Source organism: Amycolatopsis sp. NPDC050768 (assembly GCF_040654155.1).
Taxonomy (GTDB): domain Bacteria; phylum Actinomycetota; class Actinomycetes; order Mycobacteriales; family Pseudonocardiaceae; genus Amycolatopsis.
The window spans coordinates 92,879-107,011 of record NZ_JBFAHL010000002.1 but is presented as its reverse complement, the minus strand read 5'-3'; the positions used below and the strand labels follow the sequence as shown (position 1 = coordinate 107,011).

Genomic DNA, 14,133 nt, shown 5'->3' with positions numbered 1-14,133 from the left:
CATGCTCGTGCACGAGGCCATCGGCCGGTACCTGACCGAGCACGGTGTGCGTGCCGCGTTCGGGGTGGTCGGCAGCGGCAACTTCCACTTCACCCAAGCGCTGGTGGCCGGGGGAGCGCGGTTCGTGGCGGCGCGCCACGAAGGCGGCGCGGCGACGATGGCCGACGCGTACGCGCGCATGTCGGGCGAGGTCGCGGTGCTGTCGTTGCACCAGGGCTGCGGCTACACCAACGCGCTCACCGGGATCACCGAGGCGGCCAAGAGCCGGACCCCGCTGCTGGTGCTGACGGCCGAGGCCGGCGACCCGGCGTCCAACTTCTTCATCGACCAGCCCGGCCTCGCCGCCGGTGTCGGCGCGGTGCCGCTGCGGGTGGGCTCGCCGGGGACGGCCTTGCGGGACGTGGCCCGCGCGCTGGCCATCTGCGCGCAGCAGCGGCGGACCGTGGTGCTCAACGTCCCGATCGACGTCCAGGAGCTGGAGCTGCCGGAGCAGGAGCACGGGACGGTCCCGGCTGCGATCGCCGCGCCTCAGCCGGCGCCCGAGCCGCTGGCGGAGTTCGCCCGGCTGCTGAGCGAGGCGGCCCGGCCGGTGTTCATCGTCGGCCGAGGTGGCCGTTCGCCCGGTGCGGGCGAGGCGGTCCGGGAGCTCGGCAACCAGGCCGGCGCGCTGCTGGCCACGTCGGCCGTGAGCCGCGGACTGTTCAACGACGACCCGTGGAGCATCGACGTCTCGGGCGGGTTCGCCTCACCGCTGACGGTCGAGCTGGTTTCGCAGGCCGACCTGGTCGTGGCGTTCGGGTGCGCACTGAACATGTGGACGACGCGGCACGGCGCGCTGATCGGGGCCGACACCCGCGTGGTGCAGGTCGATCTGGACCCGGCGGCGATCGGCCGGCACCGCGGCGTCGACCTGGGGCTGTGGGGCGGGATCGCGGAAACCGCCCGCGCGGCCACCGCCCTGCTCCGCTCCGGTGGCGCGCCGCCGCGGACGGGCTACCGGCGACCGGAGCTCGGCGACCGCCTCCGCACGGGCCTGCGCTGGAACCAGCTCCCGTTCGACGACGCCTCCACCGAGGACCGCATCGACCCGCGCACGCTGTCGGCGAAGCTCAACGAGCTGCTGCCGGCCGAGCGGACCGTGTCGCTGGACTCCGGCAACTTCCTCGGCTACCCGAGCATGTACCTCGACGTGCCGGACGAGTACGGGTTCTGCTTCACCCAGGCGTTCCAGTCGGTCGGGCTGGGGCTGGCGAGCGCGATCGGCGCCGCGCTGGCGCGGCCGGACCGCGTCCCCGTCGCGGCGCTCGGCGACGGCGGGTTCCTGATGGGGCTCTCGGAGCTGGAAACGGCCGTGCGCCTCGGGATTCCGCTGCTGGTCGTCGTGTACAACGACGCCATGTACGGCGCGGAAGTGCACCACTTCGGCGCCGGGACAGCGGGCCTGGACAACGTCACCTTCCCCGACGGCGACCTCGCCGCGCTGGCCCGGGGCCACGGCTGCGAGGGCCTGACCGTGCGCTCGGCCGACGACCTGGCCGCGGTCAAGGACTGGCTGTCGTCGGCGCCCCGGCGGCCGCTGGTGCTCGACGCCAAGATCACCTCCGACGGCGGGGCCTGGTGGCTGCACGAGGCCTTCGGTCACTGAGTGCGGCGGCGGCCCTTTCGGCTGACACGATCGTGGTCGCGAAAGGGTCGCCGCCGCTGCCGAGTCCGTAATATCTCGAGGCGGGGCGGCAACCGAGGATCAGCCGCCGGCCGGCGGGAGGAGCACACGATGACCGGTCTCGACTGGCAGGAGGTGGCCCGGTTCGGCGAGCTCGCCTGCGGTTCACTACGTCCGGTCACGGTGCAGCAGCGGACCCTGCCGGAGCTGGTGCGCCTCCTGCAGTGCGATTCGGGCGCGATCCATTTGCTCGACCGCCGCTACCGGGGCCAGGTGGCATCTTTGACGGGCGCGCCGGTGAAGATGCTCCTCGAGTTCGTGCCCATCGCCGGGCCGGCGAACCCGTACTTCAAGCGTTCGACCGCGTCGCGGTTCCCGGTCCACGACGCGGTGCTGCACGGCCGCCGCACCGACCACCTGCGCTCACCGGTGGGACAGCTCCTGGCCGACTACGGGTTCGAGCACTGCCTCTACGCGTTGCTCGTCGCCGAGGGCCGTCCCGTCGGCACGGCGACCTTCGCCCGCCGGACCGGCCGTCCGGCGTTCACCACCCGGGAGCAGGAGCTGGCGCACCGGCTGTCGAAGTTCCTCGCGATCGGCCTGGCCAACGCCGCGGCCTACGAGCGGCGCGCACCCGGGGCGCCACTCGCGGGACCCGCCGCGGCGACCCTCGACATCGACACGATCGATCTGTCCGAGCCTTCGGGGACACCCCAGGCCGGCACCTCGCCGTCCGCGGGAGCCGACGGAGGACTGACCGAGCGGGAGCGCGAGGTGCTCGCGCTGGCCACGAGCGGGCTGAGCAACGCGGAGATCGCCGCCGAGCTCGGGATCGCGGTCAACACCGTCAAACAGCACATGAAGCACAGCTTCCACAAGCTCGGCGTGCGCTCCCGGCTCGAAGCCCTGCGGTACCTGCAGGAGAACAATCTCGTAAAGTCCTGAAATCCCGGCGGAACACAAAACCGCCGGGATCGCTCGCAAGCGGTCCCGGCGGCGTTGATCACCCGGCGGTGGCGGGCCGGCGCAAACCGGCTTCTTCGATCCGGGGCAGCACCTCGCCGGCGAGCTTCTCCAGCCCCTGTTCGTAGTCCAGCCAGATCAGCATCAGGCCGTCGACGCCGGCCTCGGAGAGCTCCTTCATGCGCTGCGCGATGTCGCTCGCCGTCCCCACCAACGGGTAGGCGCCGTAGCCGGCCTTGAACTCGTAAGACATTTCCGCCATCTTCTCCGGCGGCATCGTCTTGGCGTTCGGGATGTTCGCCTCGATCAGGTCCGCGACCGCGATGTCGTCGCCTCGCGTCACGATGTAGTCCTGGGCGTAGGCCTCGGCTTCGGCGGTGGTGTCCTTTTGCACGACGTACGCGGAAAGCCAGATCTGGATCTCCTTGCCGAACTTCTTGCGCGCTTCTTCGCGGTATTCCGCGACCCGCGCCTTCACGGCCTGGGGATCGGGATCGTCGGGAATGGTGAAGGCGACTTCGGCGTGCTGCGCGGCGAACTGGCGGCCACGCGGCGAGCCGCCGGCGTTGAGGAGAACGGGGCGCGACTGCAGCGGACGCGGCTGCGACATGGCGTTCTTGACGTCGAAGTATTCGTTCTTCAGATCGAAGCCCTCGTCCGAGGACCAGAGCTTGTCGAACACCTCCATCCACTTGTCGGCGTAACCGTAGCGGTCGTTGTGCTCCTGCATCGGGACGCCGAACAATCCGAACTCGGGCGGGAACCAGCCGCAGACCAGGTTCATCCCCGCACGGCCGCCGGAGATCAGGTCGACCGTCGCCTCGGCTTTGGCGACGAACGCCGGGTTGATCAGTGACATGGGGAACGTGCTGATGATGCTGATCCGCTCGGTGATCGCGGCGATCGCGCCGGCCCAGGCGAAGGTTTCCATCACGTCGCCCGAGTAGTGCCCGTCGCCACCGAACGCGCGCCAGCGCGACGCCGAGACGAAGCCTTCGATGCCCAGCTGATCGGCCCGTTTGGCCAGCCGGCTGATCTCGTCCCAATCGCCGGAGAACCGGTCGGGGTGATGGGTGAAGGCAGCGCCTTTGCCGTTCACGCCGAAAATGCTCAGCTTGAGCTTGTTGGCCGAGTCTCGAATGGGATTCGGCTTGACCATGCTGTCGTCCACGGTGACCACATTTCTCGTCGAGAAGATTTGATCGACAGTTTCTGCTCGCGAACGCCGGCGTGGCCATAACCCCTGGGTGTTATTGTGCCGGCTCCTCACTCCGCGCTAACGTGATCGTCACTCCGCGCCAAGACGCGGCCCGTGACATGAGCTGTCGCGGGGCTGTACGGGCCACAAGATCTCGTACCAGCTGCAGGAAGTTCGTCAGCGTCCCACTGTCGCGACGAAGCCCGAGGCCTCGCGGGGCCGAACGGAGCAGCTATGAAAACCACCATTGTCGTCGGAAATCCGAAGCCCGCTTCGCGGACGAGGAAAGTCGCCGAAGCCTTGCTCGACCGGCTGGTGAAGGACGATGCGGATCGGCAGGTCATCGACCTCGCCGACCATTCCGCCGAGATCTTCGCGTGGCCGTCGGAGGTGATGTCGGCGTTGACCGAGCGCGTCGCCGGCAGTGATCTCGTGGTGATCGCGAGCCCGACTTACAAGGCCACCTACACCGGGTTGGTCAAGGCATTCCTGGACCGCTACGCGGCGGGCGCGCTGGCCGGGGTGACGGCGATCCCCGTGATGACCGGGGGGAGCCCCGCCCACTCGATGGGCGTCGACAGCCACCTCGCCCCGCTGCTGACCGAGCTCGGCGCCGTGGTTCCGGGAGCCGGGTGGTACTTCGAGACCTCGTCGATGGACGCGCTGGACGCCCTCGCCGACGAGGCGGCCGCGCGCTACGCCCGCACGATCGGGCAGCTCGCCCGCCTGGCCGAGGGGGTGCGGATCCCGTGACGCGACAGTTGACGAGCGTCAGTGATTCCCGCGCGTACCGCGACGCCGTGGGGCGTTACGCCTCCGGCGTCGTGGTGGTCGGGGCGACCGCGGACGACGGGCAGCGTCTCGGGTTCACGTGCCAGTCGTTCCACAGCGTTTCGCTGGACCCGCCGCTGATCCTGATCGGCGTCGCCCGGACTTCGAGCACGTATCCGCTGATCCGGGACGTCGGCCGGTTCGCCGTATCCGTGCTGGGCCACGGCCACCGGGAGGTCGCCTCCGCGTTCGCTCGCAAGGGCGTCGACAGGTGGAGCGGGGTCGCGCACACCGAAACCGCGACCGGGAACCCCGTCCTCGCCGGGAGTCTCGTGTGGCTCGACTGCGAGATCGACGCCGAGCACGACGCGGGCGACCACCACCTCGTCCTCGGCCGGGTGCTGGAGATGAGCTCGCCGGACGCGCAGGACGGCGCCGAGCCGCTGCTGTTCTACCGCGGTGGTTTCCACCGCATCGCCTCGAGGCCCGCCGCCGGCTGAGCGACCCGGGTCCGGCGGTGGAGAGGGCCGTCTCTCCACCGCCGGACCCCACGAAGGAAGACGACAATGACACAGCAGCTTTCCTCAGCAGGCAGCCGGTTCGACACGGTGAGCGTCGAGCAGGCCGCGGCCGCGATCGCGGCCGGCCGGCCGGTGGTGGTGGCGGGCACGCACGGCGACCTCGTGTTCGCGGCGCAGGACGCCACGCCGCACCTGGTGTCGGTGTCCGTGCGCTACACCGACGGGTTCGTCTGCGTCGCCCTGCCGGACGAGGACTGCGACCGCCTCGGGCTCCCGCTGATGTACCCCGGGTCGCCGGCGTGCGGAGGAGAAGCCTTCGCCGTCACGGTCGACGCCCGTGCCGGCGGGACGACCGGCATCTCCGCGGCCGACCGCGCCCGCACCATCCGGCTGCTGGCCGATCCCGCCGCCACTCCGGCCGACTTCACCCGGCCCGGCCACGTCGTGCCCATCCGCACGGCCCGCGAAAGCACCCCGCACCGCGCCGGGCGCGGCGAGGCCGCCCTCGCCCTGGTGCGGCTCGCGGGCAAGCGGGAAGCCGCGGTGCTCAGCGGCATCGTGTCGCAACGGGACGCGGGTGACCTGGCCGGTCCGGAAGAACTGGCGTCGTTCGCCGCCGAGCACGGCCTGCTCGTCGTGTCGGCGGCCGAAGTGCTGGCCCCCGGCTTGACGGCTCAGCCGGCGTGCCCCCACTGCGGGCACGCGGTGTGACTCCGACGTGCGCGCCGGTCAAGCGGTTGCGGCGCCGACCATCCCGGCGTCGCCACCGACCCGACTTTCTCACCCGCCAGCTCGCCGTTCTCTACGACGGGGCCAGCAGCCGCGCCGACGACCTGCGCGGCCTGGCCGTCGCCACCCCGGGAACCCTGCTGGACGCGGCCGGCGTCACGGACTGACCGTCGTCGGCGGACGATCTCCACAGTGGACGGAGTCCGCGCACTGGCTCCTCCTTCTGAGGCGAGGACCGATACCCGTGGCTTGGTTACCATCGCAGGCACCGGCTGTCGGCAGAAGGGATCGACGCCATGGTCCAGTGGATCCCCGGTCTGCGGGTGGTGCGGACCTACCGGCGCCAGTGGCTGGTCAAGGACGTGGTGGCGGGTGTCGTCCTCACGACGCTCCTGGTGCCGCAAGGCATGGCGTACGCGGAGCTCGCCGGGTTGCCCGCGATCACCGGTCTGTACACGTCGATCCTGTGCCTGCTGGGTTACGCGGTGTTCGGGCCGTCGCGGATCCTCGTGCTGGGACCCGACTCGTCGCTCGGGCCGATGATCGCCGCGACGATTCTGCCGCTCGTGGCGGCGGACGGCGACCCGGCGCGGGCCGTCGCGCTGGCGTCGATGCTGGCGATCATGGTCGCGGTGATCATGATCGTCGCCTCGGTCGCGAAGCTCGGGTTCATCGCCGACCTCATCTCGAAGCCCACGATGATCGGGTATCTCAACGGGCTGGCTCTGACCATCGTGGTGGGCCAGCTGCCCAAGCTGTGCGGGTTCAGCGTCGACGGGGAGGGGCTCATCGCCGAAATCGGCGCGGTGGCCCGGGCGATCGCGGGCGGCGAGGTGGTCGCCGCGGCCGCGGCGGTGGGCCTCGGCGCGCTCGCGGTGATCTTGGTGCTGCAGCGCTGGGTGCGCAAAATCCCCGCGGTCCTGGTCGTCGTCGTGCTCGCGCTCATCGTGGTCCCCGTGTTCGACCTGGCCGAGCACGGCGTGCCGGTGGTCGGCGTTCTTCCTGCCGGGTTTCCTCCGCTGACGCTCCCGCACGTGGGGTTCGCCGATCTCGCGCCGCTGTTCGCCGGCGCGGTGGGCATCGCCTTGGTGTCGCTGGCGGACACGATCTCCACGGCTTCGGCCTTCGCCGCCCGCACCGGGCAAGAGGTCCACGGCAACCAGGAGATGGCGGGCATCGGGGTGGCGAACCTGGCGGCAGGGCTCTTCCAAGGGTTTCCGGTCAGCACCAGTGGCTCGCGGACCGCGGTCGCGCAGCAGGCAGGGGCGCGCACCCAGCTGACGGGGGTCGTCGGCGCCGTGCTGATTACGGTGATGATCGTGGCGGCGCCCGGCCTGTTCCGGAACCTGCCACAGCCGGTACTGGCCGCGATCGTCATCACCGCCGCGCTGTCGCTGTCCGACGTGCCCGGGACGGTGCGGCTGTGGCGGCAGCGCAAGACCGAGTTCCTGCTCTCGGCCGCCGCGCTGGCCGGCGTCGCCCTGCTCGGCGTGCTGCCCGGCATCGCGATCGCCGTGGGACTGTCGATCCTGAACGTGTTCCGGCACGCGTGGCTGCCCTACCACACGATTCTCGGGCAGGTCGAGGGTCTGCGCGGCTTCCACGACGTCCGGTCCTACCCGCACGCACTGCGGCTTCCGGGCTTGGTGATCTTCCGCTTCGACGCGCCGCTGATGTTCGCCAACGCCAGGACCTTCCGCACCGAGATCCGCCGGCTGGCCTCGGCGAGTCCCGCACCCGGCTGGATTCTGGTGGCCGCCGAGCCGGTGACCGATGTGGACACGACCGCGGCCGACATGCTTCGCGAACTCGACGACGAGCTCAACGCCCGCGGCATCCACCTGGTCATGGCCGAAGTCAAGGACCCGGTGCGGCGCAAGATCGACCGGTACGAGCTGACCCGCACCATGGACCCCGCTCATTTCTACCCCACTGTCGGCGCCGCCGTGGCGGCGTTCCGTCAGGAGACGGGCGCCGACTGGGTGCCGTTCAATGCAGATGGACGAGAATCAGGTTCTTCAAAAGGATCATGACGACGCCGAGCAGCCCCGCCGCGCAGGTCGTCACGATCAGCGCCACGCCGCGCAGCCGGGCCACCCGCGCCGCGGACCACGCGTGGTAGGTCAGGACCACCACGGCCACCGCCAGTCCGGTGTTGGCCGCGGCGACGGGGGAGGCGCCCGCGAACCGGGCCAGCAGCAGCGCGGCGATCGGGCCGAAAGAGGCCGTCACCATGGGCCACGTGGCCCGCAGCTCCGCGGCGATCCGCGCCCGGCTCGGCAGTTTGCCGTCTTCGACTTCCTCGCCCAGCAGCTCCGCGTATTCCTCGGCCGTCCAGTAGATCAGCAGCGTGACCACGACCGCGACGGCCAGCGACAGGGTGGAGAGCTGTCCGCCCACGGCGGTCAGGATGGCCGCGGTGACGATCACCCCGTAGATGCCCGCCGCGCGGCGCCGCCCGGCGCTTCGGTCAACCACCTGCTCGGCCACGCCCACCTCCGCCTGCGCCTTGTCGGAAACCGGCCCGCCCGGTCACCCGGTCGCGGCGGAGAGCAGGAGCGGCCCCGCCGGCCTCGGCCTGCCGGCGGGGCCTGGCCGGCCCGCGCTCACCGAGCGAGTGCCTTGGCCTTCAGGGATTCGTACTCCTCCGCGTTGATGGCGCCGGTGTCGAGAAGCTTCTTCGCTTCGGCGATCTGGCCGGCGGCGCCCTTGTCGCCGTTGCCGGCGACCGAGCGGACGTAGTCGTCGAACTGCTTCTGGTTGGACGCCACCTCGGACTGGCGGCGTTCGCCCATGTGCTTGCCCTGCGCGATGAGGTAGATCAGCACGCCGACGAACGGCAGCACCAGGACGAACACGGTCCAGCCCGCCTTGCCCCAGCCGGAGACGTCCGAGCGGTGGAAGAGGTCGCCGAAGATCACGATGAGCATCCAGAACCAGACCACCCAGCCGAAGAACACCAGCATGGTCCAGATCACGTCCAGGAACGGGTAGTCCGATTGAGCCAGTGCCATCACGCCTCCGATGCTCGAGACCCGCACGACCGGGAGGTCCGTCCACAACGGATCGGTTACCAGGGTCGAACGGCTTCCGGCCGTGTCCCCCCGGCCTGACCCGGACGCGGGTTCTGCCGCGAGAATTGCCGTACGCGGTCACCGGCAGCGTTCCCATCGACCGCCCCGCGCGACATCACCCGGGGGAGGTGAATTCCGGCGCCGGGATCGGTTCCCCGGTGCCCCGGGGCGGAGCTCACCGCACCGGCCGGCGCGCCCGGACCGCCGCGCCGGCGACGCCGGACAGCGTGCTCGTGATCACGAGACCGATGAGGAGGTTCCCAGCGGCCGTCGCGATCCGGGCGCCGCGGTCCGCGTCGAGGCCCAGGGGGATGACGACGGCGATCGCGGTGACGAGCAGCATGATCGAGACGAAGAACGACTTCGCGCGTGGCGTACTGATCAAGAGCAGATGGAGCAGTCCCGTCGCCGCGAGGGCGACGACGGCGGCGCCGACCGCGTAGGCGACCGTGCCGACACCGCCCCAAGCGCCCTTGCCTTCCGGGGCCAGCACGGGCACGTCGAACAGCCCGCGCGCGACGAGCACCACCACGATGGCGGCCAGCGCCGCGACCAGTGCCGTCGCGCCGCCGCCGGCCCACAGCCTGCCCGCGACGACCCGGTGCTGCGTGTCTCCGGTCATGAGCCCTCCGCGGTCCCGTGCCCGCCCCCGGGCGATCGCCGTCACCGAATCACGTCCGGGGCCCGCGGTGCTCCTCCGATTCGGGTGAAGCGGTGTCCGCGTGCCGTCACGGCCGTGTGCGGCGCGGATTCCGCTCCACAGTGGATGGACAGCGGGATGGACAGCGGACGGACCGCCGTCAGTGTGCCGGGTCCACCAGCTGCCGGACGGTGTCGGTGACGAGGCGGCGGCGTTCGGGTTCGGGGACGAGGCCGCGGACGTCTTCGCCCTGGTTCTGCCACATGTTCGCGACGGTCAGCACGAGGGCGAGCAGCTCGCCGGGCGTCCGCTGAGCGGTCACGGTGCCGCGGCGCTGCGCGTCCTCGATCGCCGCGGTTTTGTCGGTCATGGACTTGGCGACGACGGGCCGGACGCCGCCGCGTTCGAGTTGGTACCAGGTGATGAAGCGCATCACGTCCGGGTACCGCAGTCCCGCGTCGTAGAGCTGTCCCGCGTATTCGGGCAGGTCGTCCGCGTCGATGGGGATCCCGGAGACGACCTGCTCGACGATGGCGTCGTAGACCGCCTCGTACAGCCCTTCTTTGCCGTCGTAGAAGGAATACACGAGCCCGGCGCTGACCCCGGCGCGGGTGGCGATGCGCTCCACGCGTGCGCCGCCGATGCCGTGCTCGGCGAACTCGGTGAGCGCGCCGTCCAGCAGCTGCCGCCGTTTGCTCTCGGGGTCTCGGGTCCGTGCCATGCCGTCATCCTAATGAATGTTCATTCTCGCTGAGCTGCCGCAGCAGGCCGAGCATGTCCTCGCCGAACCACGCCTCGGCGATCTTGCCCGCCCGCACGGTGTAAATGCCGATGCCGAACCAGCTCGCGTGACGGCCGGTGGCGGCGACACCGAGGAACGGCCCGGTGTGGGTGCCGCTGTTGGTGAACCGGAGCACGACCGTGTCGCCGTCGACAAGGGTGTCGTGCACGGTCAGGTGCATGCCGGTGAAGGCACCACCGATCGCGGCACGCAGGGACGCCTTGTAGGCCTCGAGGCCGTGGAGGTCGCCGGCGCTGCCGGCGTGCCACGCGAGGTCGTCGTGCCAGAGCTCGTCGACGACGTCGAGGTCGCCGCCGTTGACGACCTCGGTGACGAACCGGTGCACGAGGGCCGCGGGGTCGGGCGCCGTGCGCGGTGGCTCGAGGAGGTCGTTGATCCACGCGATGGCGCTGTCGAGGGCGACGTCTCCGAGCGGGGTGGCCATGTTGGTGAACGCGTGCGGGGCTTCGGGCCAGATCTCCAGCCGCGCGTCGCAGCCGGCGAGACGCAGGCGGGCGGCGAGCAGGATCGCGTCGTCGCGCAGTGGGTCGAGGTCGCCGACGGTCAGCAGGGTGGGCGGGAAACCGGTGAGGTCGGCCAGCGCCGGGGACAGCTGCGGGGCGCGCCGTTGCTCCGGCGTGTGGTGGGGGAGGGCGAGGTCGGGCAGGTCGTCGATCCAGGACCGGGTGAGCACGAGGCTGTCTTCGGTGGCCGCGGCGGCGCTGGGGGACAGGCCCAGGTCGTAGATGCCGCAGTCGAGGTACGCGCCCGCGAACGCGCCGAACGCGGGGTCACCGGCGTCGCGCAGGGCCAGCAGCGTCGCCGCGGCGAGGTGCGCGCCGGCGGAGATGCCGCCGATCAGCAGCCGGCCGGTGCCGAACTCCGCGGCCGCGTGCCGGGCGAGCCAGCGGGCGACGGCGACGGTCTCCTCGATCTGCTCGGGGACGGTGGCCTCGGGCGCCAGCCGGTACTCCGGGCTGATGACGATCGCGCCGGTCGCGTGCGAGAGGCGGTCGTTGACGAGGTCGTCGTCCTCCGGTGCTCCGGCAGCCCAGCCGCCGCCGTGGATGCGGTAGAGGACCGCGCGTGGCTCGGGCGGCGTGAACACGCGCAGCCGCAGCGGGCCGGCGGGGCCGTCGACGTGGCGTTCGGTGGGGCTCAGGTCCGTCACACCGGGTTTGGGGGCGGTGCCGGCGCGTAGGGCGGCAAGCCCTCCGGGGGTTCGGACGTCCGGGTGAGGCATCTTCGCGAGCACGACGTTCACCTCGCGCTGGGCCTCGAGGAGCGCGGGGTCGACGTTCTGCCGTCGGAGGTCGAAGGTCGGGTCGGTCATGGGATCAGGTCCTTTCGGGAGGTCAGAGGGCGAAGGTGACGCCGGTGAGGCGTTCGCTTTCGGCCCAGAGGCGGGCGCCTTCGGCCGGGTCGTCCGCGCCGCGGGGGAGCTTGACCGGCTTCGGAGTGCCGGAGGTCTGGTCGCGGCCGGCCGGGCCGTAGAAGGCGCCGCTGATCACTTCGGGGCTGGTCGCGACGTACAGCGACGGCCAGGCCGCGCCCTCCGGGGAGCCCATGGCCACGTTGCGGAGCAACGCGATCATCGCCCGGGAGGCCACGCCTTCGGAGTGGCGCTGCAGGTTGGTCACGGCCGAGCCGGGGTGCACGGACACCGCGCGCAGGGCGGTACCGGCCAGCCGCCGGGACAGCTCCTGGGTGAAGACGACGTTCGCGCGCTTGGACTTCGCGTACGCGCTCATCCCGCCGTAGCGCTGCCTGCTCATCAGGTCGTCGAGCCGGCCGGAGCGCCAGGTCGCGGCGATCGCGCTGACGGTGACCACTCGGGCGGCCTCGGCGCGGTGCAGCGCGGGCAGCAGTCCGGCGGTGAGTGCGAAGTGCCCGAGGTGGTTGGTGCCGACGGTCAGCTCGAACCCGTCCGAGGTCGTGCGGCGCTGCGGCACGTTCATGACGCCGGCGTTGTTGAAGAGCAGGTCGATCGTCTCGGTGGCCGCCAGCCGCCCGGACGTCTCCGCGATCGAGGCCAGCGAGCCCAGGTCCAGCACGACGGTGTCCAGCCGCGCGGTGGGCTGGTCGTTGCGCAGGGTGGCGACGGCTTCGTCGAGCTTCTCCTGGCTGCGGCCGGCCAGGAGGACGCGAGCGCCGTGGCGGGTCAGCACGCGGGCGGTCTCGAGACCGATGCCGCTGTTGCCGCCGGTCACGAGCGCGACACGGTCGCGCAGGTCGCCGATCCGGTCGGGGGTCCAGTGGGCCGGGGCGAGGGTGCTGGTCATGGCTACCTCCACTAATGAATATTCATTTAATACTACGATGACACGGGTGCGCCCGGGCGTCAATGAATGTTCATTCAATAGTGGCGGCGCTCACCGCCGGCGCGCGCCGGCCGATCGAGGGTGGCGGCCCGCGCGTCGCGACGAGGCCCGGACTTACGAGGCCCGGCCGGTCTTCTTCGGCGCCACGACCGGAGTGTCCCGGTACTTCAGGATTCCCTCGACGCCGAGGCGGAAGGTTTCGCAGACCGGTGCCGGATCGGTGAGGCAGCCGGCGGCCATGGCGCCGTCCCGCAGCATGACGAAGTGCCTCGCGGCCGGCTCGGGCGCCGTCTCGCCGGCCTGCGCGAGCAGCTCGGTGACGACCTCCAGGAACCACTGCCGGTGGGCGAGAACGGCCCGGTGGACGGGGTGCGCGGGATCGGGGTACTCCGCGACGGCGTTGAGGAACGCGCAGCCGCGGAATCCGGGCGTGCGGATGCCGTCGGCGATCGACTCGGCGACCGCGCGGACGGCGTCGGCCCCGGAGGCCTTGCCGGCGCGGGCGGTCTCGACGTCGGCACGGATCGCCTGGTCGGCCGCCGTCAGGTACGCGACCAGCAGGTCGTCCTTGCTCGGGAAGTGCCGGTAGAGCGTGGCGCGGGTGACGCCCGCGTCGGCGATGACCCGGTCGATGCCGACCGAGTGGAGACCCTCCGAATAGAACAGCCGCGTCGCCGAAGCGAGCAGCCGGGCTCGTGCTTCAGACACTTCGCCGTCCACCTCTCGTCGCTGGTTCCACGGTAGCAGATAGAACGGTCGGTCTTGACGACTCGGCGTCGCGGCTGCCATAGTCCTCACCACGAGATAGAACGATCTGTCTACCTCAGGCCCCACGACGAAGGAGCACTCCATGAGCACCACCACCGTTCCGGCACCCGCAGGCATCGCGAAACCCTTGCGGCGCCTGTACTTCATCCGCTTCGCGTTCGCTGTGGTCTGGGCCGCGCTGCTGTTCGTGACCGGGTCGAGCCTCGGTCCGGTCAGCACCATACTGCTCGTGCTCTACCCGCTGTTCGACGTGGCCGCGGCCGTCGTCGACGCCCGTTCGGCGAAGGGGAGCAAGCCGGTCGCGGGCCTGTATGTGAATGTGGTGACCAGTCTGCTCGCCGCCGTGGGCCTGGCCGTCGCGGCCTCGTCGGGCATCCCCGCCGTCCTCGGCGTGTGGGGCGCCTGGGCGATCGTGGCCGGCCTCGTGCAGCTCGCCGTCGGCCTCCTGCGCCGCACCCTGGGCGGCCAGTGGCCCGTGATCCTCAGCGGCGGCATCTCCGTCGTGGCCGGCGCTTCGTTCGTCCTGCAGGCCACAAAGGACAGTGCGTCCCTCACGACCCTCGCCGGCTACGCCACCCTGGGTGGCATCTTCTTCCTCGTTTCCGCTGTGCGGCTGGGACGCACCGCGAACGGGTCCGACGCCGGCTGAGTTGTCCTGAATCGGACGGGTTTCCCGTCCGGCGTTGCCCGCCGGTCGCCTCGGC

The 14,133-nt window shown here is 71.1% G+C and carries 16 protein-coding genes; 8 read left to right on the top strand and 8 right to left on the bottom strand.

The genetic code is table 11. From position 1 onward, the window contains the following. Nucleotide 1: 1 nt before the first annotated feature. Complete coding sequence (locus AB0H62_RS07625; protein WP_360585388.1) at nucleotides 2–1,645, top strand: thiamine pyrophosphate-binding protein; 1,644 nt, start codon at nucleotides 2–4, stop codon at nucleotides 1,643–1,645. A gap of 129 nt (nucleotides 1,646–1,774) precedes the next feature. Beyond that, nucleotides 1,775–2,608: a LuxR C-terminal-related transcriptional regulator gene (locus AB0H62_RS07620; RefSeq protein ID WP_360584783.1), complete on the top strand. Its 834-nt coding sequence runs from the start codon at nucleotides 1,775–1,777 to the stop codon at nucleotides 2,606–2,608. A gap of 58 nt (nucleotides 2,609–2,666) precedes the next feature. Here AB0H62_RS07620 and AB0H62_RS07615 read toward each other — a convergent pair whose 3' ends face one another. Next, the gene (locus tag AB0H62_RS07615) at nucleotides 2,667–3,797 is read right to left on the bottom strand and encodes an LLM class flavin-dependent oxidoreductase (RefSeq protein ID WP_360584781.1); all 1,131 of its coding nucleotides are present in this window, start codon (nucleotides 3,795–3,797) and stop codon (nucleotides 2,667–2,669) included. 261 nt (nucleotides 3,798–4,058) lie between these two features. Here AB0H62_RS07615 and AB0H62_RS07610 point away from each other — a divergent pair, with 261 nt between their 5' ends. The 5 genes from AB0H62_RS07610 (at nucleotide 4,059) to sulP (ending at nucleotide 7,878) form a co-directional block, all read left to right on the top strand. Then, nucleotides 4,059–4,577 (top strand): NAD(P)H-dependent oxidoreductase, encoded by a 519-nt coding sequence (locus AB0H62_RS07610; protein WP_220242605.1) that lies wholly within the window; start codon nucleotides 4,059–4,061, stop codon nucleotides 4,575–4,577. After that, entirely contained in the window at nucleotides 4,574–5,095 is a 522-nt protein-coding gene (locus AB0H62_RS07605; RefSeq protein WP_255638248.1) for a flavin reductase family protein, read from the top strand. The genes AB0H62_RS07610 and AB0H62_RS07605 overlap by 4 nt, the downstream gene beginning before the upstream one ends. Before the next feature lie 66 nt (nucleotides 5,096–5,161). Further along, nucleotides 5,162–5,827, top strand: coding sequence for a 3,4-dihydroxy-2-butanone-4-phosphate synthase (locus AB0H62_RS07600; protein WP_220242604.1), 666 nt, complete (start codon nucleotides 5,162–5,164; stop codon nucleotides 5,825–5,827). Continuing rightward, nucleotides 5,824–6,012 (top strand): hypothetical protein, encoded by a 189-nt coding sequence (locus AB0H62_RS07595; RefSeq protein ID WP_220242603.1) that lies wholly within the window; start codon nucleotides 5,824–5,826, stop codon nucleotides 6,010–6,012. The genes AB0H62_RS07600 and AB0H62_RS07595 overlap by 4 nt, the downstream gene beginning before the upstream one ends. A gap of 129 nt (nucleotides 6,013–6,141) precedes the next feature. Then, nucleotides 6,142–7,878 (top strand): sulfate permease, encoded by a 1,737-nt coding sequence (gene sulP / locus AB0H62_RS07590; protein WP_360584778.1) that lies wholly within the window; start codon nucleotides 6,142–6,144, stop codon nucleotides 7,876–7,878. Here the strand turns inward: sulP and AB0H62_RS07585 are convergent. From AB0H62_RS07585 to AB0H62_RS07555, 7 genes are all read right to left on the bottom strand, one after another. Next, nucleotides 7,835–8,335, bottom strand: a complete 501-nt coding sequence (locus AB0H62_RS07585) for a hypothetical protein (RefSeq protein ID WP_255638247.1) — start codon at nucleotides 8,333–8,335, stop codon at nucleotides 7,835–7,837. The genes sulP and AB0H62_RS07585 overlap by 44 nt on opposite strands. 116 nt (nucleotides 8,336–8,451) lie before the next feature. Beyond that, nucleotides 8,452–8,859 carry an SHOCT domain-containing protein gene (locus tag AB0H62_RS07580; RefSeq protein ID WP_220242600.1) on the bottom strand — a complete coding sequence of 136 codons (408 nt, stop codon included), beginning with the start codon at nucleotides 8,857–8,859 and terminating at the stop codon, nucleotides 8,452–8,454. Between the two features lie 235 nt (nucleotides 8,860–9,094). Beyond that, the gene (locus tag AB0H62_RS07575; RefSeq protein WP_220242599.1) at nucleotides 9,095–9,541 is read right to left on the bottom strand and encodes a DUF6069 family protein; all 447 of its coding nucleotides are present in this window, start codon (nucleotides 9,539–9,541) and stop codon (nucleotides 9,095–9,097) included. 178 nt (nucleotides 9,542–9,719) lie between these two features. Beyond that, complete coding sequence (locus AB0H62_RS07570; RefSeq protein WP_360584775.1) at nucleotides 9,720–10,280, bottom strand: TetR family transcriptional regulator; 561 nt, start codon at nucleotides 10,278–10,280, stop codon at nucleotides 9,720–9,722. A 4-nt stretch (nucleotides 10,281–10,284) separates the two neighbouring features. After that, a complete protein-coding gene (locus tag AB0H62_RS07565; protein WP_360584773.1) occupies nucleotides 10,285–11,673 on the bottom strand; it encodes an alpha/beta hydrolase fold domain-containing protein in 1,389 nt (462 codons plus the stop codon). Nucleotides 11,674–11,695: 22 nt separating this feature from the next. Then, on the bottom strand, nucleotides 11,696–12,622 hold the full coding sequence (locus AB0H62_RS07560) for an oxidoreductase (RefSeq protein WP_360584771.1): 927 nt from the start codon (nucleotides 12,620–12,622) through the stop codon (nucleotides 11,696–11,698). A 153-nt stretch (nucleotides 12,623–12,775) separates the two neighbouring features. Next, nucleotides 12,776–13,369: a TetR/AcrR family transcriptional regulator gene (locus tag AB0H62_RS07555; RefSeq protein ID WP_360584770.1), complete on the bottom strand. Its 594-nt coding sequence runs from the start codon at nucleotides 13,367–13,369 to the stop codon at nucleotides 12,776–12,778. Nucleotides 13,370–13,511: 142 nt separating this feature from the next. On the opposite strand from AB0H62_RS07555, the gene AB0H62_RS07550 reads away from it, so the two are divergent. After that, nucleotides 13,512–14,078, top strand: coding sequence for a hypothetical protein (locus tag AB0H62_RS07550; protein ID WP_360584769.1), 567 nt, complete (start codon nucleotides 13,512–13,514; stop codon nucleotides 14,076–14,078). Nucleotides 14,079–14,133: the final 55 nt, after the last annotated feature.